17 protein-coding genes and 1 other RNA gene are annotated in these 23,283 nt (G+C 31.5%); 7 read left to right on the forward strand and 11 right to left on the reverse strand.

Going from position 1 to position 23,283, the window contains the following annotated elements; genetic code table 11:
• From ACIQ2J_RS10310 to ACIQ2J_RS10320, 3 genes are all read right to left on the reverse strand, one after another.
• On the reverse strand, nucleotides 1-8,204 hold an 8,204-nt coding region (locus tag ACIQ2J_RS10310), incomplete at its 3' end, for a SpvB/TcaC N-terminal domain-containing protein (RefSeq protein WP_396169386.1).
• Between the two features lie 26 nt (nucleotides 8,205-8,230).
• On the reverse strand, nucleotides 8,231-9,709 hold the full coding sequence (locus ACIQ2J_RS10315) for a T9SS type A sorting domain-containing protein (protein WP_396169388.1): 1,479 nt from the start codon (nucleotides 9,707-9,709) through the stop codon (nucleotides 8,231-8,233).
• A gap of 331 nt (nucleotides 9,710-10,040) precedes the next feature.
• Nucleotides 10,041-10,724 carry a response regulator gene (locus ACIQ2J_RS10320; protein WP_396169390.1) on the reverse strand — a complete coding sequence of 228 codons (684 nt, stop codon included), beginning with the start codon at nucleotides 10,722-10,724 and terminating at the stop codon, nucleotides 10,041-10,043.
• 108 nt (nucleotides 10,725-10,832) lie between these two features.
• On the opposite strand from ACIQ2J_RS10320, the gene ACIQ2J_RS10325 reads away from it, so the two are divergent.
• From ACIQ2J_RS10325 to ACIQ2J_RS10335, 3 genes are all read left to right on the forward strand, one after another.
• A complete protein-coding gene (locus ACIQ2J_RS10325; protein WP_396169392.1) occupies nucleotides 10,833-11,546 on the forward strand; it encodes a LytR/AlgR family response regulator transcription factor in 714 nt (237 codons plus the stop codon).
• Between the two features lie 275 nt (nucleotides 11,547-11,821).
• Complete coding sequence (locus tag ACIQ2J_RS10330; protein WP_396169394.1) at nucleotides 11,822-11,980, forward strand: hypothetical protein; 159 nt, start codon at nucleotides 11,822-11,824, stop codon at nucleotides 11,978-11,980.
• A gap of 58 nt (nucleotides 11,981-12,038) precedes the next feature.
• A complete protein-coding gene (locus ACIQ2J_RS10335) occupies nucleotides 12,039-14,066 on the forward strand; it encodes a sensor histidine kinase (RefSeq protein ID WP_396169396.1) in 2,028 nt (675 codons plus the stop codon).
• Here the strand turns inward: ACIQ2J_RS10335 and ACIQ2J_RS10340 are convergent.
• From ACIQ2J_RS10340 to ACIQ2J_RS10375, 8 genes are all read right to left on the reverse strand, one after another.
• Entirely contained in the window at nucleotides 14,063-15,298 is a 1,236-nt protein-coding gene (locus ACIQ2J_RS10340) for a site-specific integrase (protein WP_396169398.1), read from the reverse strand. The genes ACIQ2J_RS10335 and ACIQ2J_RS10340 overlap by 4 nt on opposite strands.
• A gap of 246 nt (nucleotides 15,299-15,544) precedes the next feature.
• Nucleotides 15,545-15,943: a transfer-messenger RNA gene (gene ssrA, locus ACIQ2J_RS10345) on the reverse strand.
• Nucleotides 15,944-16,090: 147 nt separating this feature from the next.
• On the reverse strand, nucleotides 16,091-16,828 hold the full coding sequence (locus tag ACIQ2J_RS10350) for a hypothetical protein (RefSeq protein ID WP_396169400.1): 738 nt from the start codon (nucleotides 16,826-16,828) through the stop codon (nucleotides 16,091-16,093).
• Between the two features lie 129 nt (nucleotides 16,829-16,957).
• Nucleotides 16,958-18,181 (reverse strand): NADP-dependent isocitrate dehydrogenase, encoded by a 1,224-nt coding sequence (locus ACIQ2J_RS10355; protein WP_396169402.1) that lies wholly within the window; start codon nucleotides 18,179-18,181, stop codon nucleotides 16,958-16,960.
• Nucleotides 18,182-18,401: 220 nt separating this feature from the next.
• A complete protein-coding gene (rplS, locus tag ACIQ2J_RS10360; protein WP_396169404.1) occupies nucleotides 18,402-18,752 on the reverse strand; it encodes a 50S ribosomal protein L19 in 351 nt (116 codons plus the stop codon).
• A gap of 171 nt (nucleotides 18,753-18,923) precedes the next feature.
• Nucleotides 18,924-19,598 carry a tRNA (guanosine(37)-N1)-methyltransferase TrmD gene (trmD, locus tag ACIQ2J_RS10365; protein ID WP_396169406.1) on the reverse strand — a complete coding sequence of 225 codons (675 nt, stop codon included), beginning with the start codon at nucleotides 19,596-19,598 and terminating at the stop codon, nucleotides 18,924-18,926.
• A gap of 132 nt (nucleotides 19,599-19,730) precedes the next feature.
• Entirely contained in the window at nucleotides 19,731-20,531 is an 801-nt protein-coding gene (locus ACIQ2J_RS10370; RefSeq protein WP_396169408.1) for a class I SAM-dependent methyltransferase, read from the reverse strand.
• A 9-nt stretch (nucleotides 20,532-20,540) separates the two neighbouring features.
• On the reverse strand, nucleotides 20,541-20,990 hold the full coding sequence (locus tag ACIQ2J_RS10375) for a DUF1569 domain-containing protein (RefSeq protein WP_396169410.1): 450 nt from the start codon (nucleotides 20,988-20,990) through the stop codon (nucleotides 20,541-20,543).
• A gap of 88 nt (nucleotides 20,991-21,078) precedes the next feature.
• Here ACIQ2J_RS10375 and ACIQ2J_RS10380 point away from each other — a divergent pair, with 88 nt between their 5' ends.
• From ACIQ2J_RS10380 to ACIQ2J_RS10395, 4 genes are all read left to right on the forward strand, one after another.
• Nucleotides 21,079-22,011, forward strand: coding sequence for a peptidylprolyl isomerase (locus ACIQ2J_RS10380; protein WP_396169412.1), 933 nt, complete (start codon nucleotides 21,079-21,081; stop codon nucleotides 22,009-22,011).
• Between the two features lie 99 nt (nucleotides 22,012-22,110).
• A complete protein-coding gene (locus ACIQ2J_RS10385; protein WP_396169414.1) occupies nucleotides 22,111-22,392 on the forward strand; it encodes a cytochrome c in 282 nt (93 codons plus the stop codon).
• Nucleotides 22,393-22,395: 3 nt separating this feature from the next.
• Nucleotides 22,396-22,860, forward strand: a complete 465-nt coding sequence (locus tag ACIQ2J_RS10390; RefSeq protein ID WP_396169416.1) for a DUF962 domain-containing protein — start codon at nucleotides 22,396-22,398, stop codon at nucleotides 22,858-22,860.
• 4 nt (nucleotides 22,861-22,864) lie between these two features.
• Nucleotides 22,865-23,194: a tRNA-binding protein gene (locus tag ACIQ2J_RS10395; RefSeq protein ID WP_396169418.1), complete on the forward strand. Its 330-nt coding sequence runs from the start codon at nucleotides 22,865-22,867 to the stop codon at nucleotides 23,192-23,194.
• The last annotated feature ends 89 nt before the right edge of the window (nucleotides 23,195-23,283 follow it).

Genomic DNA, 23,283 nt, shown 5'->3' on the forward strand with positions numbered 1-23,283 from the left:
TAGTCAAAATCTTGGGTTCCTGTGGCGTCTTTTTGCCATATCAATCTTCCTGTTTGGTTACCATAATTGCCATATACATAATCTACATCTGCAATATTTGGTGCACCATTTATTTCTGGATAAATTAAGTGCTCCAATCTATTGAAATAGTATTTATAGGTAATAACACCGCCACTAATGGCTAAATTTGCAGTTTGCAAGTGGGTTAAATTACTTGCAGGATCGTATTTAAAGGTAGTTAATCCATTATCAGGATGGTTTACAGATAACTTTCTACCCAGGTTGTCATAGGTGTATTTAGTAACATAACCCTCGTCATCTTTATAATTCAATAATTCGCCAATTGCATTATAATTAAATTGTGTCCAAATAGCACCTGATGTACCACCTACATTTTTGGTGGCAATTACTTTACCTCTTACGTCTTTGTAGGTTTCGGTAATGATGTTTTGTGTGCCCTGATCTACTTTAGATACGGTTTTTATTGCTAAAGCACCATTATTTGAGGCAGCAATAGAATAATCCATAGTGCTAATTTTACCTGCAGGGTCAATAGTTTTTATCGGACGATCTAACTCATCGTATTGCGTAATACTATTAAGGCTGGTCATATAACTATGAAACAAGAAACAAGTTGTATTGGTTTTTGGTTCAAAATTAGGATGGAATTGTTGTATAGCTCGACCAAAATCATCGTAACTCGTCATACCACTAAAAGATAAATCTTCAACATATTCTGGGTGGCTAGTTTCCCCATTATTATACTGTATATCTTTCTTAACTTGTATAGGTCGGGCCAAACCATCTATAAAAGTATAGGTTTCTATAGGGTTGTCTGGTCTTTGCCAATCATAATGTTGCGTTCGAGCTACTGGAACAAAAGTTGTGTTTATTAGGTCATTCGGATTGTAAGTTACCCCACTATTAGCGGGTAAATTAGCATAAAATGGGTAATAATCAAATTTTATAGTGTAATCAGCTCCAGAGTAAATTTCTTTAGGGGCTATAATTTTAGTGCTTCTACCAAATTGATCATATTGGTATTTCATTTGATTTCCTGCCCTATCGGTAGTAGAAAGTATTTTATCAAAATAAGGGTCATATTCTGCAGTAGAAGAATAGGCAAAGGCATCTTCAATTCCAATTACATATTTATGCAAATTAAAAGGGTCCTCATAGGTATAATTATAGAACATTCTTTGGGAATTTTCATTTTCAGGATATTCAATATGAATTAAATTTCCATATTGATCGTACTCCATGTTGGTTTCCGAAAAGTCATTTGTATTTAAATAAGCCTTTATTGAGGTTATAGCACCAGTATCTGGATTTGCTTCGGTAGTCCTGTGTCTTACATCTTGCGATCCATTATTCACTATAATCTCTTTAGGTACATTAAGAATATTATTATTCAAAGAATGGTAAGCAATTGTTGAAAAATAATCATCTGCAGTAGAACTAAGATTGCCATTATCCATATATTCAATAACCCTGCCTTTATCATCATATTCCAATTTAACGTTAGTTACCAATTGTGGGCTTGAAGAAAGTTCATATAATTCATTAGTAGTCTCGGTTAATACCACAGCTGCACTTTTTCTACCTTCGGTACCACCAACATCAAAAGTATCTGGAAGTACCGTGTTTGTCATACTATTATTGTCAGAACTTGAAAGTTGTCTAACTTGATACGTATTGAGGGTTCTAGAGAATTTTTGATTTTCATCATTCCCTTTTAAAACAAAAGATTCTTTTAATAGCCCATTAAGGAAATAACTGTTGTTGTGGTACTTAGATACTGAAGTTCGATATGCATTTCCAATAGCATCATCCGAATAATAATAGTCAATAGTTTTAACGGTTTCAAATCCATAAAAATCTCGTTCTCTACGGTCGTATTTACCATTTTCATAAACAAAATCTTTTCTATACAAATCTTTACCGTCATTTTGTTTATCATAACCATCCTTAATAACCAAACTACTCATAGCCCATTTGGCATGCGGATTATTGAAATTCACTGGTTGCGACTTATAATTAATAGTAAAACTACCTCCTAGAGGGTTATGAACCGTTTTGAGCATGTCGGTTCTATTTATTACAGAATAAAACACTTTAATTCCTGTTCCTTCTTTTTCAATATAATCGGGATAACCATCACCATTAAAATCTTTAAACTCTCTGTTAGTTTCAGAAACGGTTAGATTAGCACTACCATCAATAGTAACTCCAAATTTACCCCATAATATTGGAATTCCAAAAATTGTGATAACTGGAAAATTATGTACATAAGGTGTAACACCACCGGAAACCGAAACCGAATTATTCGAATTATTTTTTAATAAATCAAAAGAAAGCGGAATTGCAGTATCTGAAAAACGATTCCCTAAATTATATTGAACTGTAGCATTATTGTTATTGAATTTCAATAAATCTACTAATCCATCGCCATTCATGTCTTGAAAAGAAACGTTAGTGTTTCCCCCAGAATTAGAATAGCCAAGCGAGATACTAAACGGCAAATTGGAAATACTACTTGCCATGGAAACACTTGCATTTACTCCTAAGGCATTGGGTTTAGATTCGGAGGATTCATATTGATTAAAGGATTCAAAATTATTATTGGAAAAAGAATTGCCTAAATTTAATTTATATAAAAATTGCCCATTGTCATCTTTAACTATCCTATCTGGTAAACCATCCCCATTTAAATCTGCAATGGACTCTTTTTCTTTATTCCTACCATCCAAATTAAGATTCAGTCCTAGACCTAAAGCAAAATCGGGTTTGCCATTGTCTGCTTGTTTTTGTTTTAATTTTTCCCTTCCAGCAATTGGCATAGAACCTCTACGGGATATAGCACTATTATTACTGTCATTGCCATTTAAAGGATTTAATCCATAATCTCCCGATGGAGTTCGATGTCCTCCTGTCATTGTTGTAGTTTGAATATCGTTAGACAAAAGAATTTCAGGATATCTATCACCATTTATATCAACAAAATCAGCATCGGTATTGCTATATCTTGATTTACTTTCTGAATATTGATAATTACCATATCCTCCTTGTTCACTAATGGAAACACTTTGTTGTACTTTATCTATTGCAAACATTCCAGTATCTTGATTAGGTATAAGCAACGGACTATCAATATCTGTTGGATCATTAAATAAACTGCCCAATTGAGTATCTTCCATTTCGCCATCTTTCATTGCAACAGCACTAGAATACTGACTATCAAAAATTCCTATCCATTTATTTATTTCTGCGTCTTGACTATCATAAGTTCTATAAGCCGACATGCTCAAAAAAACTAGTGAAGATTGTAACGCACTAAGATTGAAATTATCAGTCTCCATTATTTCATTAATAATCGTACTCAAATTTGAGTTATTTATAGGTACAGATGGCGCCGGAATATGCAAAGCGGCATTAATTGTATTTTGATAGCAATCATTAATTTGTTCACTTGTCCATGAACTATTATTACAACCACTAACATCTACACCAAATACGTTTGCAAGTGAATTCATATTTGATCCTGAAGGATTATCAATTATAGTAGTATTAATTAATTTACTATAATTATCTGATGGCATATTGCTAGTGTCTAATGTATCATTGTAAAGAAATTGACCCCAAGATCTATTCATACTTCCCAAATGTTGGTTATTGTTATGAAAAGCTTGAACACCAAAACGATGAAAATGAGCATAATTTGAAGTCGGAAAAGAATTAAATTCGTCATCATACCCAATAAGTACATTTCCTTTTCTAAAATTTAGATTATTGGATAAATAACTTACCGCAGCAGTATATCTATTGAATACTTCTAAATTTTTTCTATTGGATTCACAATTTACATAAAATTCGCATGAAATTTTTGGTGGATTTATTGTAGAAACAATTCCCGAATAAAAGGGTATTGGAGTGCTATCCCCATCAAAGGAAATCACTCCTGCAATCACTTTTATTTTTCTTTTTCCAACAACTAATCCATTTTTTTTTACCACAAATAAAAATTCACCATAATCATCACTTAATAGTTGAGGAGCTCCAGCATTCAATGTGGTATTTGGTAAAACTTTATAATTATGAAACCCAGACGGCAGTTGCCAAGTATTGTCACTTGCATCATTTTGCAATACGTAATCAGAAATACCAACCTCTTGAAAAATAGAATATTTTGGAGAAATGTATTTGGTAAACTCTTGTTCTTCAGACACAACATCTGGAGTGAAAGTTACATAAGGCTTCCAATTAATATTCGTCCATTTAACATTAGAATCAGAAGTAACTTCAAACTTAAAAACTATATTTTCACCAGTATTTGGGTCGCCAATTGCACCATAATTTGGAATTAAATAAGCACTGCTTATAGTAGTTGTTTGTCCCATTGGACAATTTATATTATAAACTGGATTACTAGTAACTCCAGTTGTAGTTTGAATTTCTTTGATAATTTTAAAATTAACATTATCCGTAGGATGTACTATCGTTATAGGATTCCAATTAATTACTACATTACCCGCAGCCGGTATATTAATTTCACTTGCACTGCTTAATACTAAATCGTTCCCATAATTATAAACTGCTCTGTTATTTCCATTGAAATCAATATTTAAAATATCCGATTCAGACAGACCATTTGATGTTTCAACTGTGGTATATTTTATTATTGGATTTGTAGTAAGTATATCATTTCTCCCTATTTTATTTTTATGCAATCTAAAATAAATTTTTTGCCCTTGAACTACATTAATTTCATCTATTTGATTGACCCCCAATGGAACATTGGGAACATAATTTGTCAATAAAACTTCGTCTGAAGTAGTATTAATATTAAATTCTTTCAAATACAAACGAATTGGTAAAGCCTCTTTTCTAGCCGTTTTAGATTCAATTGAATATACTATGCTACTGTTTTCATCCTCAGGACTGTATTGTATGGAGTCTGAAATGGTAATAGATCCAGTGTAGGGTGCCTGCCATACTCTAACTACATCATAATTGGTATCTACTTCAGGTGTTGTTGGGTCTGGGTCGGGAATATTGTTTACATCTAATGTATTCGGATTAGCAGTAATTACCATATTGGGTGTTAATTCACTACCGGTAACAAAAGTGTTTGAATCTGAGGAAGTATCTAATCCAGTGTTAAAATAAACTGTTTGATTATCCACAACATCGGGTAGCCCATCTCCATTACCATCCGTAATATAAATATCTGTATTTTCTCTAGTTTTAAATCGTTTATGTGACAAACCAAAACCAAAACAAGTTAAATCCCAAGATCCAAATGTGGTTTTTGTTTTTCCTTTGGTTCTACTAAAATTGCTTATATTAATAATTTGCTTGTAACTACTGTCAAAATACTGCGTTCCATCATTTAAATTAATATAGTGAGGAAAATAAAATAAATTATGATTAGTGTCTTTATATAAAATATCATCAAGTCCATTACCATCCATATCTGCCATGGTAATTTTTCCTTTATTTTTTGGATATGAAGTTCCAAAAGGAGCACCAAATACAATGTTTCTATAATTATTTCTACTTGGATACAAAAGTTCAAAACCAAAAAAAGGTTTGACTTCCCAGCTAGATTCATTGGATTCACTCGAATTTAATCGAGATGCATTTAATATATTCCCGTAGTTTAAAGTAAAATCAGAGGTAAAATCAGGAACAGCTATTGAAACAGGAGCATCAAACAATTCATCTTTACGTTCTGTTAATTCATCATAATACTCAAAGGTATGTTTATAAAATTCTTGACCAGGTACATTATTTGTAAAACTATTAGTACCACTATACTCTGCAACTTCTAATAATCTTGACTTACCAAACTTTCCATATTCATACTTTAGTCTGTATTCTCTAATTTCTTTAGACCCTAAACCTACTTTGATAGTATTCAATCGATAGGGCTCTATTTGTTTAATCCCTAAGCGACCATTAATAGTAATATCTTGTCTGTTTATTCCAACTTCATCAACAAATTGCACCCAATAATCTCCCTGCTCATTATTAAAACCGGTATAATGTATAGTGTCAATATGAAAAACTTTACCGTGGTCAAGATTGGTTCCAGCAACACTACTATCTGTTAATTCAATATTTTTATACTTATAAATCACATTATTTCCGAAAACATCTTCCGTCATGTAAAGACCCCAATGTACTATATCCCCATTGCTGTTTTTTAATACAGCATTTGGTTCTACAGCACTTTTACCTCCATACCAATTGATAGTACCGTCCGTATTGGTTACTTTCCAATGATAGGTACCTGGTGAGGTTCCTAATCGTTCCATTTTAGCGAAACTCCCTTGTTTTCTTGGTGTAAATAGTGCTTCGGCCTGATCTATTCTATTTCTTGGATCTGTATTATATATGGTTGAAGTACCTGAAGCATCATAATGTCTATTAGGCATCCAATCTACTTTATTATTATTTCCAATATTCAATTTTGGATACATCAATTGTTCCCCATTCATGGTGTAAATTTCTGTTTCGTGATCTGGGTCAAACAAGGGAGTTCCCCAACGGGTATCTATACTTATAGAAGGTGTAGTGATATTCCAGCCTTGTCCAAGCCAGCCATTACCGCCTTCATTACTATACTGAATGGCAATTTGCGGTTGCATCCCTTTTCTTCCTGCTGGAATTTTAATAGGATAACTCACATTAGCATCCCCTTTTTGAGAAACTTCTGGTGGGCTAATTAATGTCATTTCTGCAGATGGATCAGCTGCCTTGATGTCATTCATCATGGTAGGTGTAAAACCAGCTGTTTGTGGACTTTCAGGAGTTTGAATAATACCATTAATATAATCTGTAAAGTGATTAGTTGAGGAAGTAACCCGCTTATCTTTTTCATTAAGACTATCTCTTTTTACAGCTACCCAACTTTTAGAAGTAGTATTGAAATAAAATGTTTTAATATCGTTTGCAGAATATCCATTTGGAAGTAATTTTTCATCATATCCCAATTCAATTTTAACTGGGTTGTTAAACTTTGTGCCATCAGGAAGAAACCGGTATGCAGCGCTACCTTTGGTTACATTAATCATTCCCGAACTCATTGGAGGGATATCAATAATTCTAAGTTTTTGTATAGTTAATTCTTTATCTGTAACTAATGCTTCTTTCCCAAGAACTATTGCTGCATTTCCAGCACTCAATTTACCTGCTACATTTGCTTTGAAAAATGAAGATGCTTTGTCTGAAATTGTTTCAATTGCATACAATTTATCAGCTTCTAAAAGAGTGTTTAATGCAATAATTTCTTGTCCTAAAAAGCCATCAGAGTCTTGTGCTTTTACTACAATAAAATGTCTGTTTTTAATTTCGTCTGTTAGTTTTACAAATCCTTCAAAAGAGCCATCTGTCACTGTTAATAAATTATTTTCAGCAATTACTTTTACGTCGTTTTTGAAGTTTTTTATAAAACCTTTGATATAAACTTGATTGTCTTTTGAAAAATTAATTTCAGAATTGTTAACTACTAATTGTGGTAACACAGAATTAGTAGTTGCTTTTTCAAATTCAATTTTTACATTTCTAACACTGTATTGATAATCGGCACCTTTTGGTATAGAAAATAATATTTTATTCTCACCTTCATGTAGCCATTGGATATTAATTTCCTCTTTTTGATTAGTCCAGCCTTGTTGTTGTTTTACTAAATAACCGCCTGTTGCTTGTTGGTCGTTAATGCTTTTAGCAACACCCAAATTATCATTGATTCCATTCAATTCATAGCTCACATAAGCTCTATAGATTGAATTAGGAAGTTGATTAATTGAAAACTTAAATAAATTATCCGTTGCATCATCAAGAGGATTTTCTTTACTGACTCCAATAATGCCCTCTTTAATATCTGCATTTATAAATAAAATATTAGAAGAATTATTATCGACGCTAGCAATATTAGAAGTTAATAAAGGTGAATTTTTATATTTTTTTGCTAACAATAAAGGATTAAAAGATGAAACATTTGTATTAGTTCCGTTGTTACTTATAGTAGAACTATAACTACCTGCATAATAAGACTTTATCTTGCTTGGAAAATAGCAGTCATTAATCAATGTTTGCGAAGGAGCTACGACTGTGGCGTGTAACATTGCAATCAACATAAGTCTGTGAAAAAATAACACTACTTTTCTATTTACTCCAAAAATTGTTTTTCTGTTTTCCATGTTTTGAAAAATTATGTTTTTTACGATTACTTTACTATCAATTTATTGGCCTCTATTATCCCGTTTATAGAGACAAGAACTAAATAAGTTCCTGAAACAGCTAAACTTTCATTATATAAATGAGAGTCTATCAATCCTAAATCTTTACTTTTAACTATTTTACCATTGACATCGGTGATTTGAATAGTAACATTTGAAGCTTCTTTTAAATTAAATTGAATAGAAAAATTTTCATTAGTTACAACTGGATTTGGAAAAAGTTTATAACCACTAGCTGATTGGTTTTTGTTGTCTAATTTGGAGGAATTGAAAATTAAATTAATTAGATATTCTGGTGCTTTCACAATTGTAAATAAATAACTAGTATTAGTGCTAAAATTTACTTTATCAAAAACAACTTCATTTCCATCATTTTGGGTTGCTTTTATATATTTTGCGTTTGCATAGTTAAATTCCTTTGACTGTGTTGAGTCCATTGCTATCCACATAAAATCTCTATCGGGATTGCTTGAGTCATTTTCTAACATCATTAATTTTTTATTGATCTTAATTTGGGTTTTATAACTTAAGTCACCACTCGACTTAGTATTTAATTTCCAAATTCGCTTAATTCTTTTTTCTTCACTATTTTCCTGTTTAACTAACAAAGTATTCTTTCCGTTGTCTCCCCAAACAATAAAAGTTTTATCTGATACTATTGCTTTATTTCTAGCATTTGATAATTCTATTTTATCTATACCTATAGTTAATCCATCAGCAAGAGAATTACAGGACTGCATTTGATTTAAACCTAAAAAATCTTCTTTGCCTATCCCTGTAACATGTTTATTAAAACCTTTATTTTCTTTAACATCCCAAATTTTATCACCCTTTGCATTATAATAACTTTTATCTTCATTTAGAGAAATTCCGAATTTTATAGCCAAATAACTTTCAATTATATTTTTTTCGTTTTCATTTAGGAATCTAGGAATATTTATGAGTTCTACTAATTGATTCTTAAATTCCTTATCGTTTAGTAACAAATCATCAAATTCTAAACTTCCATTTTTTTTCCCTAATAATGAATTTTTGTTAAACAGATAGCTAACTAATGTTCCTGTTTGGGGATTTCCTTTATTTAAGGAAACATCTTTATCGCAAATAATTTTTTTATTACTTAATGTAGCCTTAAAACTTCCTCTTTGAATGGTTAACAGAATATTCTCTGCTTCTTCATTGCTTTTAAAAACAACAAACAGGGTAGATTTTTTTGTTACTATATTTTTATATTTCTTAAGAATTTTATCTTTTGAGAAATCAACAATAGGATTAAAATTCAACTGTTTTTTTAATATGTCTTCACTTTTAAGCTTTAAGCTATCCATAGTACCACTATTACTTTCGATTCCTTTGATCCATAAACAATCTTTATAAGTCAAATTTTTTTGTTGAGAAAACATAAAATTGTTAAAGCCAATCAAAATGATGGTAGTTAAAAGCAATTGAGAGATTGAAAATTTCATAATATAAATTATAGATTGAGGTTTAAGTAAATATTAAATACTACCATTATTGAAAATTGTTTAAAATAAAATATAGTTTAATAATATGCTAAAATAGATAGGTAGTAAAGTTCTGATTTACGGTTTTTTGGTCCTTTTTTTACGGTGTTTTTTTATTATAATATTTTTGGAGAAATACTATTTATGTAGAATTATCTGAGGTATTTCGAAAAGTGATAAATGAAAAGAGATACATCTTAATAGAAATATTAAGATGTGATTTGAAATACAAAAATAAAAAGCCCCCAAAAATATTTTTTTGGAGGCTATTTAAACAGATGATTTGGAAGTATTATATAAATCCTAAATTTTTTGCAACATCAATTAGATCTTTGTCGGAGCCATTATCCAGTATTAGTTGTTTTTTAATGTTTGCTTTTCTTTTTTCAATAGTACTTAACGATAGTGGAATAAAATTGGGGAGATTTATTGTTTTTTCTCCTTGAGCTATCAGTTGTAGTATTTTACTATCATTGTCGTCCCAATTGATGTTCTTTTGAATCATGATTTTTTGCGATAATTTAATTGATTGACTAAAATATACTTCATTTTTTTCAATGCTTTGAAACATTTCTGGAAAGCATTTGTAGTTTAAATCGCTTTTGGCTATGAAACCTTCTGGGTTAACTCCTTTATATATTTGGTTTACCCATAGAGGTTCGTTGTGCATGGAAATGATTACTATTTTGCATTGCGGGAAAACTTTTCTAATTAGCAATGCAATATCACTACCCGAAAACATTTTCTTTTCTTCATAAGCTGGAAGGCTTATATCTATAAAAGCAAAATCAATGGTTTTCTCTTTAAGAGAATTGTTATTGATGGTATTGTATGCTTGCTTACAATCAAAGGCTATAAGGTATTCTGCGTCTTTATTGGATTCTATATTAGCTAAAAGTGCTTGATAACCATCTACATTAATAGGGTGGTCGTCTACTATCAAAATAGTTCTTTTTGAATTATTGGATTTATTCATAGTAGTCTTTTTCTTGTTAAAGTGAATCAAATCTAATTAAAAAATATTAAAAATTACGGTTTTACCGTAAAATTGAATTTTGGGCCTCTATTAAATTGCAAAAAAAAAATGCAGTTTTCGTATATACTTATAGACGCTTCGGATTGTTTAGAATCTACTTTGGAACACCTTAAAGAATTTGATGATTTTTTGTGTGTTGCCATTTGCACAACAAGAACAGATGCTATTAATAGAATTCTTGAATTAAAACCCAATGTTGTATTCTTATCCATTACTAGTGCACGTAATGAAACGGATTCTATTTGCTTTTCTATATTGAGTGAGTTGCATGAGTTTTTGGACGAGTTGCCTACTATTATAGTATTAAGTGATGTTAAAGAAGGGGCTTATGAAGCTTATCAAAGAGGCGTTTCGGGTTACTTATTAACCCCTATTGATCCAAATGAATTGCGAAAATGCTTAATGCGTTACCAAAAGACGCATAAAGCTTTATATGCCGATACTATTTCAATTAAATCCAATGGTGATTATAATTTTATTCGTACGAGTGAGATTGTTTATTTGAAAGCAGATAATAACACGACTGATTTTTATTTGAAATCCGGTAAAGTAATCTCAGCCTATAAAACCCTTAAGTATTTTGAAAAATTACTACCGTTTTACTTTTTTAGAATTCATCACGGTTATGTGATTAATATTCAATATGTGAGTAGGATTAATTTAGGTAAGAACAGTTGCTATTTACAAAACAATGAAATAATACTTCCTTTTTCAAGAACGTATAAAGCCAATATTGATACTATCATTCTTCGTATTTCTTAAAAATTGTTGAGTTATTCTTAAAATACTACGTGTTACTCTTACAGGTAGGTGAGTTACTAAACACGATTAAAATCATGGTTATTAATGGCTTAGTCTTTATAAATTTGACTATTCCAAATACGGAATATTAAAGCTTTAATGGGTGTTTTAATGCAGGGAAAAGGCATTAAAACACTACTGTAAAAGACTTCCCTTCTTTTCAGAAAAATCAAATGAATTGTTGTGTCCAGAAGACACGACTGAGAAACTATTTCTAATTTTTAAACTGATTTTTTATGAAAACCAATTTTTTAGTAAAACTATTTTTATTTACCTTAGTATGTGTGTCCTTAAATTCTTGCACCGCAGATGAAGTATCAACCACACCCAAAACAAAAACCGATACCAGTACCACTGCCAAAGATGGAGAACCATTAATACCAAACCCTAAATAATAATTGAATGACCATTTATACATGGTCATTTTTTTTGATTATTTTTGAAAAAAAAACTTTGAAAAAATATCGTGTATTATTGATTTGTTTTAGTTTATTGCTAATTATATCCTGTAAGCAAGATAATGTTAGTAGTTTAAATTCCAACTTGTTTCAAAGCGAAGTCTATAAGAAAAGTAAAACAGAATTAAAAATAAAATATTTAGATTCCTTGGAAGGAATTACTAATAGAATTTCTAATGACTCCATTCTAAGATCTTTTTTATTTGAATTATCAGCTGAATATTATTATCAAAATAATAATAAAAAATCATTTGGGGTTTGTAAAAAAATACTTTGCCTCTCTTCAACTGCTAAAGATACTTTTTCAATAGCCAAAGCTTACTCGTATATTGGAGATACGTTCCAAATTTCCCAAAAAGATAGTGCTTACTATTATTATCAAAAATCAGAAAAACTATATCGAATTTTAAATAACAGAAATTATGTTGGGAAAATGTTATTTAAAAAGGCCTATATTTTGTTTTTTGAAGGTAATTATACAGAGAGTGAGATTCAAGTTTCAAACTCATTACTTTACTTGAAAAATAGTAAAGATGCTGAAATGCTATTTGCCGCTTATACTTTGATGGGAACTAATTTTGAAAAACTAGAAGAATATAAAGAAGCTCTAAAATATCAATTGCTAGCAAAGGATGTATTGAATAACATATATGGTTCAAATTCTAATCTTGAAAAAAAATACCTTCACAAGATAGAATCTGCAATAAATATTTCAAACATTTATGAAAAAACACATCAATATCAAAAATCAATTCAAGAATTGAAAAGTGTATTGATACCTGGTTTAAAAGAAAAATGGATACAAGGTTACGTTACTATCATAGGAAATTTGGGTTATTCCAAAATGAAAAGTGGAAATCTGGAAGGTGTCGAAAAATTACTAAATGAATCTTTGACGATCTCCAAATCAAAAGGTATTTATAATAATGTTGCACATAAATTATTAAATCTTGGAGAATATTATGTCAAAGTAAAAGATAGTGCTCGTGCAATAAGTTATTTAAAACAATCTCTTCAATTAGCTGAAAAACTTAAAACGGGTGAAGAAACTCAAAAATCTTTGAAGTTACTTTCTCAAATTGATAAGCAAAATGCTGCTATATATGACAAAAGATACATAGTCATTAGTGATAGTTTGGCCAAAGCCCAAAGAATCAATAGAAATAAATATGCTCGAATAGAATATGAAACTTCTGTGGTAGAAGATGAGAATAAGGTCTTGAGTGCTAAAAATACTTACATAATTATTGGGTCCTTGCTTTTGATTTTTATTTTAATAACAGTAATTGTTTACCGACATATTAAAAGTCAAAAAAGAGAAATTGAATTTAGAAAAGCACAGCAAAAAGCAGAAGAGGAGATTTTTGAATTATTGAAAGAATATCAAATAAAACTTGTAGATGCCAAGGAACAGGAACAAAATCGTATATCTAAAGAATTGCACGATAGTGTTATGAATAAGCTTTATGGCGCTCGAATGCAGTTAGGGATTTTGAATGATAGCGATGTTAAAGAAATAAAGGAAAAACGTTTGATTTATGTTGATTTACTTCAAGAAATTGAACAGGAAATTAGAACTATTTCGCATGATTTACAATCTGATGTAATTGATAATCAATTTGATTATGTTAGTTTATTGTCCAATTTAATCCAATTACAAAATGAAATTGGAACAACGATTTTTTCCTTTGAAATTGATAGTGAAATAGATTGGGATGTAATTGATAGTATAGTAAAAATAACCATTTTTAGAATTGTACAGGAATGTCTTTTGAATGTTACAAAACATGCAAAAGCTAAACAATGTATCGTTACTCTAACTGTTGGTGAGGAGTTAAATAGTTTGAAATTGACCCTAAAAGATGATGGAATTGGCTTTGATGTTGCTTCTAAAGCATCCGGAATTGGTTTGAAAAATATTAAAGACAGACTTTTACCTTTAAAATCGGAATTTAAAATCTTTAGTAATTTGGATGAAGGTACTAGTATTCAAATTACTTTTTTCAAAGTTCAATTGGATTAAGTTCCAACTTTAGCATTGTTTAAAATAAATTTTTGTTTGAGTATTTTCATATCCTCACTTACTTTTCTATCCAGAACTTTAGCATAGTGCTGGGTAGTGCGAAGGTTTTTGTGGCCTAGCATTTTGCTCACACTTTCTATTGGAACCCCATTGGTAAGCGTTACTGTGGTTGCAAAGGTATGTCTGGCAATGTGAAAGGTTAGTTCTTTATCAATGTTGCAGATGTCGGCTAGTTCTTTTAAGTAGGCGTTCATTTTTTGATTGGAAAGAATAGGGAGTAGTTTGTCTTCCTTGCAGCACTGGGGATGGTTTTCGTATTTATCGATTATCATTTGTGTTACCGGTAGGATTGGAATTTTGGAAGCGGATTCGGTTTTCTGGCGGTGGGTTGAAATCCATTTTTCACCGTCTATTCCAATAACAATATTCGCCTTGGATAAGTTGAAAACATCAATATAAGCTAATCCTGTGAAACAACTAAAAGCAAACATATCTCTCACCAGTTCTAGGCGTTTAATTTTAAGTTCTTTGTTTATTATTGTTTCGATTTCTTCTTGACTTAAATAGACTCTTTCAATTTCTCTCACTTTTCCTTTGTAACTCAAAAAAGGGTCTTTTTCTATCCAACCATTGACATAGCATTGTTTTATAATTTTGCCAAAGTTTCGGATGTATTTGATTGTGGAATTGTTATTGCAGTTTTTACTATTTCTAAGGAAAAAATCAAAGTCGTTGATAAACGCAATGTCAACTTTTCTTATTGCAATGTCGTTGCTATTGTATTGGCTTTTAAGAAACTCTCTAGTGTGGTTTATCGCTGTTTCGTATTTCTTGTGGGTGTTGATTGAGAATTCTTTTCCTATTAACTCTTTCATTCGCCGGTTATGGTCCTCAAAAATAATTAGAAGCATTCTTTGTTTTTCTTCAATGCCTAATAGTTTGTTTTTGAAGTTAAGCGCATTTATTTCCTGGTCATTATTGATCATCCATTTTTCCGTTTCGTATACTTTGTTTTTAAGTATATCCAGATGACTGTTTATTAATCGGGCTTCTTCTGAATTTCCTTTTATTTTGCCCGCAGCAGTGTTCCATTTTGATTTTTCAACATATCTGGAGGTGCTTAATTCAATTCGGATTCCATTGATGGTTATTCTTTGATAAATGGGTAGTAAGCCGTTTTTTGAAGCTTTAGAACTTTTCACGTAGAAAAGGATGGATATTTTGTGTTTCATTTTGTGGTACCTTTATTGTTATACAAATTACTTATTTAATCTTTATTTGTCAAGATGTTCATCTTTTGAACTGCTTGCTGTCATTGGCTTTGCGAGAAATTCGGTTACCCTATTTTTCTTTTTTTTGAGGTAACCGATTATGGCACCTTTGTAATGAGATTTAATGAATAATTTGAAAAGTAGTTAAAATGAAAAAGCCCATAAATCCTAAGATTTATGGGCTTTTAGTTTACTTTGAAAAGTTAATTGTGGAGTCGCCGAGAATCGAACTCGGGTCCAAACAAGCAATCAAAGAGCTTTCTACACGCTTATTTTCTGATTGAGTTTTCGTTATTTTGCTAGGCCAAAAACAGCCACAAAATACTTATCTTCTTAATTTTTCGTAACAGCTCCGAAGCTTTACTGTTCTTAGGTTCATATTTACGATTCACCTATATCGACCGCCATAAACCAAAGCTTTCGAGGTGAATCCTGCTTTCCTACCTAGTAGGAGCGTGGCTAATCTTACTATAATTCAGATTATGCAGCAAGAGCGTAGTTTCCTTCGCCGTTTGTGTGTTTTGAAAATTGATATTTACGAGCCAAAATTCAATGCTCGACGTGCTTACTGTTCAATTCCACTCGCTGTCAAAACCAGTCGACCCCAAGTATGCTTAGTCTTATTGCAAAAACCATGCCTGCAAATATACGAACTAATAATAGTGCAATCCAATCTTTTTGGATAGTCAATAAAAAAAGCTATCTCATTTGTATTTTGAGATAGCCTTTTTAGTCTTTTATAATCTTCAGGTACTAAAGTTTTGCGTCTGTTTTTTTAATGATTTTTGCAATTCTTTTTTGTAAATCTCCCATTAATTCCTCCAGTGCACTATCGCACATAGGAAGTAATTTTTCTGGACTGATAACTGGTACACCACCTACCATTACGCTTGTTTTTTTAGAATTTTCTCCTTCTGAAAAAGCAAAAACTTTTTCACCTGTTTTGTTGTACAAAGCTATTCTTGTAGTAGCTCTCATTTTTATGGTCATTGTTTTCCCAATTCCGAAACCTGGTACTAAACCAAAGTCAATATATACAAAAAGTACACCATCTACTTTGTCTGCTAAAGCTTTAGCTAAACCTTCTTCATTGTATTTTCCCATCATACCTTCATAAACATATTTGTAGTTTTGGTAAACCAAATAGTTTTGAGCATTATACTTACTTAATTCGTATTTTGGAGTAAAGGAAAGATAATTAGGATTGGATAACGTTTCTTTTTCTGAAGCTAATTCGAAAGGGAATTCTTTGCTATATTCATTAAAGAAATTGGAATGGTATTTTTCTAAAAGCGGACTTAAATTAAAGTTTGGATCATCTCTTAAGTTCAATACGTCTTTCATAATAAAATCGTATCCGCCACCAAGTTCAGTAAACGAAATCATTTTGTTGGCATAGAAAGTAACTACTGCAACTTTCTTCTTTTGTGCAAATGCACTTGTTGAAATTACTACTAATAAAAGTAGGATTAGTTTTTGAATTTTTTTCATTTTAAATTTGGGTTTAATTTTTTTTAAAAATACTATAATTTTAGTATAAAATAAGGTGTAGTGTAAAATTTTTGACAAAACAAAAAAAAGACGACTAAAAGCCGTCTTTTAAAAAGGATATTTAAAAAATTAAACTAATTTCACGTCTAAATTTTCTTTTATTGCTGCTAAGAAACCTTCGGTAGTTAAGTAATCTGCAGAAGTTAGACCTTCTGGTTTTACTAACATTGCTAAGTCTTTAGTCATTTTACCACTTTCCACAGTTTCCACACAAACTTGCTCCAGTTTCAAACAAAAATCAATTAATTCTTGATTTCCGTCTAATTTACCACGGTGCTCCAAACCTCTAGTCCAAGCAAAAATAGATGCAATTGGGTTAGTAGAAGTTGCTTTACCTTGTTGGTGTTGTCTGTAGTGACGAGTTACTGTTCCGTGCGCAGCTTCAGCTTCAACAGTTTTTCCATCAGGAGTGACCAAAACAGAAGTCATCAATCCTAAAGAACCAAATCCTTGTGCTACCGTATCCGACTGCACATCGCCATCGTAGTTTTTACAAGCCCATACAAATCCACCATTCCATTTCATGCAAGAAGCCACCATATCATCTATAAGTCTGTGCTCATAAATCATTCCGTTTGCTTCAAAATCTGCTCTGTAAGTGGATTGGTACACTTCTTCAAATATATCTTTGAAACGTCCGTCGTAAGCTTTTAAGATGGTATTTTTGGTAGAAAGGTATAATGGCCATTTTTTAGTCAATGCCATTTGAAAAGAAGAATGTGCAAATCCGTAGATGCTTTCGTCGGTATTGTACATTGCCATAGCAACGCCATCTCCTTGAAAATCAAAAACTTCCCAAGATTGCGTTTCACCCGTTTCCGAAACAAAACTCATAGTTAGTTTACCTTTCCCTTTAATAACCGTATCGGTTGCTTTGTATTGGTCTCCAAAAGCATGACGACCAATAACAATTGGTTTTGTCCAGCCTTGCACGTAACGAGGCACGTTGCTCATGATAATTGGTTCTCTAAAAACAGTTCCGCCTACAATATTACGGATAGTTCCGTTTGGAGATTTCCACATTTTAGATAAGTTGAATTCTTTAACACGCTCTTCATCAGGAGTGATGGTTGCGCATTTAATTCCAACATTGTATTTTTTTATTGCCTCTGCAGAGTCAATCGTGATTTGGTCTTTAGTAGCTTCGCGGCTTTCAATTCCTAAATCGTAGTATTTAATATCTAAATCAAGATACGGAAGAATTAATTGTTCTTTGATAAAGCTCCAAATAATTCGAGTCATTTCATCGCCATCCAATTCCACAACTGGATTAGCTACTTTAATTTTTGCCATTGTATAAGGTTTATTGTTTGTTTATTCTAAATATTTCAGTTTGCAAATATAAGGATAAGATGCTAATTTCATTATAGGTGTAATACGAAATCGATTGAATTATGAATTTAATATTTTAAAGCGTCTTAATTATGAATTTGACAATTAGGAGCTGGGTTTTTTACGCATAAAAAAAGTCTCAAAAAAATTGAGACTTGTTTTATAATTAGAAAATTTAGAATTATCTTCTTCTTTCTTTAATTTTTGCTTTTTTACCAGTAAGTTCTCTAAAGTAGTAGATACGAGCTCTACGAACTTTACCTCTTTGGTTTACTTCCACTTTTTGTAAAGCTGGCATGTTAACTGGAAAGATACGCTCTACTCCAACTGCACCAGACATTTTACGAATTGTAAAAGTTTCAGTCATTCCTGATCCTTTTCTTTGAATAACAACTCCTTTAAAAAACTGAGTTCTTGTTTTTTCACCCTCTTTAATTTCGTAGAAAACTGTGATAGTATCACCAGCTCCAAACGCAGGGAAATCTTTTTTTGTTGATAATTCGTTATTAACGAAATCTACTAAATTTGCCATTTTTAATGCTAATTATGGTTTGAAATCTGAGCAACATTCACGGTTTTCGCCAGAGGTTAGTCAAATGTGGGTGCAAATATAATTAAAAAAATCAATTTTCAAATCCCAAATCCCAAAACTTTTCAAAATTAGGTAGAGTACTTTGGAATTTGGAATTTATTTATTGGAATTTTATTCTAATAAATCCGGTCTTCTATTTTTAGTATGTTCATACGCCATATCATCCCGCCATTGATCAATTTTAGCAAAGTGACCACTAGTTAAAACCTCGGGTACTTTCCATCCTTTATAGTCTGCAGGTCTTGTATATATAGGTCCCGAAAGTAATCCATCTTGAAAACTATCGGTCAATGCCGAAGTTTCATCGCTTAAAACCCCAGGAATTAATCGAATTATGGCATCGCAAAACACAATAGCACCAATTTCACCACCACTTAAAACATAATCTCCAATAGAAATTTCTTTGGTAATAAAATGATCTCGAACTCGTTGATCGACACCTTTATAATGTCCGCAAAGGATAATGATATTTTCATACATCGAAGCGGTATTGGCCAATTTTTGATTCAAAGTTTCCCCATCTGGCGACATATAAATAATTTCGTCGTATTCTCTTTCGCTTTTCAAATGGGTGATACAAGCATCTATTGGCTGTATCGTCATGACCATTCCGGCACCACCTCCAAACGGATAATCATCCACCGATTTCTGCTTATTTGTAGTATAATCTCGTAAATTATGAAAATTAACTTCCACCAATCCTTTGTCAATGGCGCGTTTCATTATAGAAGCTTCAAAAGGACTGTGTAATAATTCGGGTAATATGGTTATGATGTCTATTCGCATTTGGCAAAGATAATTTTTTATTTTTTTTAGGAGCTATTCCCGCTATTCATTCCAATCTTTTCTTTTTTTAAAGAAAAAAAAGAAAAGGATTTCCATTTCTATCGGGGCTAAGAGAGAAAAATACTTTTGGATTTATTTTTTAGTTCCTTTTATAGAATAGACCATCGGGATTTTATTTCCAAATTGCTTAATTCGGAATTTATTTGGTTCGAATTCTTCTGTTTCATTAAAACAATTATAAGGAGAATAATCGTATTCGTTAAAACAATTGATCTCCAAACCATTGTTAATTAAGCTGTTTAAAATTTCTGAAATTGGATGATTCCAACCAATAGTTTTTGCAGAAAGTTCAGCATCTTTTTCAGCATAAGTCCCAGTTTCTTCTTCTATTATTGGTTCAACATTGAAATAATTATAAAAAACTTCCTTAAAATCATTGTCGTACATCCAAACAACAGGATGAAAATCGGCCATAATAAATTTGCCGTCAGGTTTTAAAAAATGGGAAACCACCTTAGCCCATTTATCCAAATCGGGAAACCAACCAATAGTTCCATAACTGGTGAAAACAATGTCAAATTTCTCGTCAATATATTTTGGAGTGTCATAAATATCACAACATACAAAAGTAGTATCTAAGTTTAATTTTGTTGCAAATTCTCGTGCTCTTTCAATTGCTTTGTCTGATAAATCAATACCTGTTGCTTTGGCACCCATTCTTGAAAAAGTCATGGTGTCTTGACCAAAATGGCATTGCAAATGCAAAATATTTTTACCAGAAATATCTTCCAAAAGTTCCAACTCAATAGAATTTAAAGTAGATTTTCCATCCAAAAAACCTTTCATATCATAAAATTCGGAATCAATATGAACATCCGTTTTATTGTTCCAGGTTTGTTTATTAATGTTGATGTAGTTTGTTTCTTCTTTCATTTTGTTATATTAAACACCAAATTGTCTTAAATGATGGTCTAGGTGTTTCCACATTAATTTATCCCAATCTTCATAGGTCATGTTTCCCCAAAAAGGATGTTTCATAACGGTAATAGCACTTTTTCCTTCATTAGAAAATCGGCTGTATTTTTGAATCAAAGTAGTTTTAGAAGTTTCAAAATCATAGCTGTCATCAAAAATAAATTCGGGAGCAGTTGGACTATTGTGTTGAAAATCACTATTGAATATTTTTTTCTTGACTAATTTTCCAAGAAGTCGCATCATCCAATTTACCGTTATTTCTTTCTCTCCAAAAGCCACTTCAATAGCAGCATTACAATGTTGTAGCATTTGATCTACAGTCATTTTACCCCAAACGGCTGGAGTTTCTGAAGTTAGCGATTGGATTCTAGCTATTATTTTTTCGGTATCCGATTTATCGTAAATAGAATTCGTCATAGTAATTTTTGGTTTATTCAAAGGTACAATTTTACAGTTTATATCCAATAATATATTAAATTTGCATTATTATTTAAAAAATTAAGACATGGAAAACGGAATATATGCTAAATTCAACACCACTAAAGGTGCAATTATAGTAAAACTTACACACGATTTAACCCCAGGAACTGTTGGTAATTTTGTAGGATTAGCCGAAGGGCAACTTGAAAATTCAGCAAAGCCAATGGGAAAACCTTATTATGATGGATTAAAATTTCATAGAGTAATTCCAGATTTTATGGTTCAAGGAGGTTGCCCTCAAGGAATTGGAACTGGTGGTCCAGGGTATAGTTTTGAAGATGAATTTCATCCAACTTTAAAACACGATAAACCAGGAGTTTTATCTATGGCTAATTCGGGTCCGGCAAGTAATGGATCTCAGTTTTTTATTACACACGTTCCAACTAATTGGTTAGATAATAAACATACCGTTTTTGGAAATGTTATTGAAGGACAAGATGTTGTAGACGCAATTGCTCAAGGCGATAGTATTGAAAACATTGAAATCCTTAGGGTAGGAGCAGAGGCTGAAAAATGGAATGCTATTGAGGCTTTTAGAACTTTTGAAGGTTCCCGTCAAAAAAAAATCGAAGCCGCTAAAAAACTTGCTGAAGAAACTATGGAGCGTTTAGCTGCTGGTTTTGATAAAACCGAAAGTGGTTTGCGTTATAAAATGATTCAAAAAGGCTCTGGGAAACAAGCAGAAAATGGTAAAACAGTTTCGGTTCATTATGAAGGTTCTCTAGAAAGTGGAAAAGTTTTTGATTCTTCTTACCCAAGAAAAAAACCAATTGAATTCCGTCTTGGTCAAGGTCAAGTGATTGAAGGTTGGGATGAAGGTATTGCTTTGTTACAAGTTGGAGATAAAGCACGTTTTGTAATTCCTGCTTATTTAGGATATGGAGAAAGCGGTGCGGGTGGCGTAATTCCTCCAAATGCTACATTGATTTTTGATGTAGAATTAATGGACGTTAAATAAAAGTACGAGGTTATAAATACGAGGAACTAAGTAAAAATTAATCCTGATAGTTAATTCTATCGGGATTTTTTTATATTTACTTTTTTAAAACCAATAATTATGAAAATAAGAATACTCTCTCTAACTTTAATTGCTCTAATACTTAACTCATGTGGTCCATCTAAGACTAGAGTTGCAAAATCGGAACTGGATATTTTAATTGCCAAGCAAAATGCGGGTAAAGAAATATATGAAAATAATTGTGCTAAATGCCACCAACTGTATGACCCTAAAAGTTATTCTCTTCAAGATTGGCAACCCATCTTGAAGCGAATGCAAATTGAAGCACGTTTGCAAGACGCTGATATGGATAAAATCCTTACTTACTTGTCTAAAAATTAATTTATGAAATCATTAAATCAATGGTTTGAAGAATATGCAGTAAGTCATCAAAATAAAACAAATAAAAAAATTCATTACATCTGTGTTCCTGCCATTTTCTTTTCTATAGTAGGATTATTGATGAGCATCCCAAGTGAATTTTTGGCAAATAACTTAACGTTACACCAACCAATTATTGAAAATTGGGCGGTAGTTGTTTTAGTTTTTGTTATTATTTTTTACATTCGTTTATCTATTGTAATGGCTGTAAAGATTGCTGTTTTCGCATTATTCTGTTTGATTACAAACTACTATATTGGTCAGTATGTAACTTTAAGTATATTCTCAATTGCCGTTTTTGCAGTAGCTTGGCTTGGACAATTTTACGGACATTCTATTGAAGGAAAAAAACCATCATTTTTAAAAGATGTACAATTTTTAATGATTGGTCCTGCTTGGGTGGTTCAAAATTTATTCTCCAAAAAATAACACTATGATTGATTGGAAGGATTTTGAAAAAGTTGAAATGCGCATTGGAACCATTTTAGACGCTCAAGATTTTCCAGAGGCGAAAAATCCAGCATACCAACTAATAATTGATTTTGGAGAAGAAATCGGAATTAAAAAATCATCGGCTCAAATTACTAAGCGATATTCTAAAGAAGATTTGATAGGTAAACAAATTATAGCAGTGGTAAATTTCCCAAAGAAACAAATCGGAAAATTTAATAGCGAATGTTTGGTTCTTGGCTCTGTGAATGGAGAGGATATTGTTTTGTTGACTCCCGATTTGAAAGTACAAAATGGCTTGCAAATAGGCTAAAAAAATCCGAAAAAATTAATCTTCGGATTTAGTTTTATTTGGATTTGTAGATTTGAAAATATTAAATATGGCTAAGATTACAAACAGAA

It is taken from the genome of Flavobacterium sp. (assembly GCF_044357305.1).
Lineage (GTDB): Bacteria > Bacteroidota > Bacteroidia > Flavobacteriales > Flavobacteriaceae > Flavobacterium.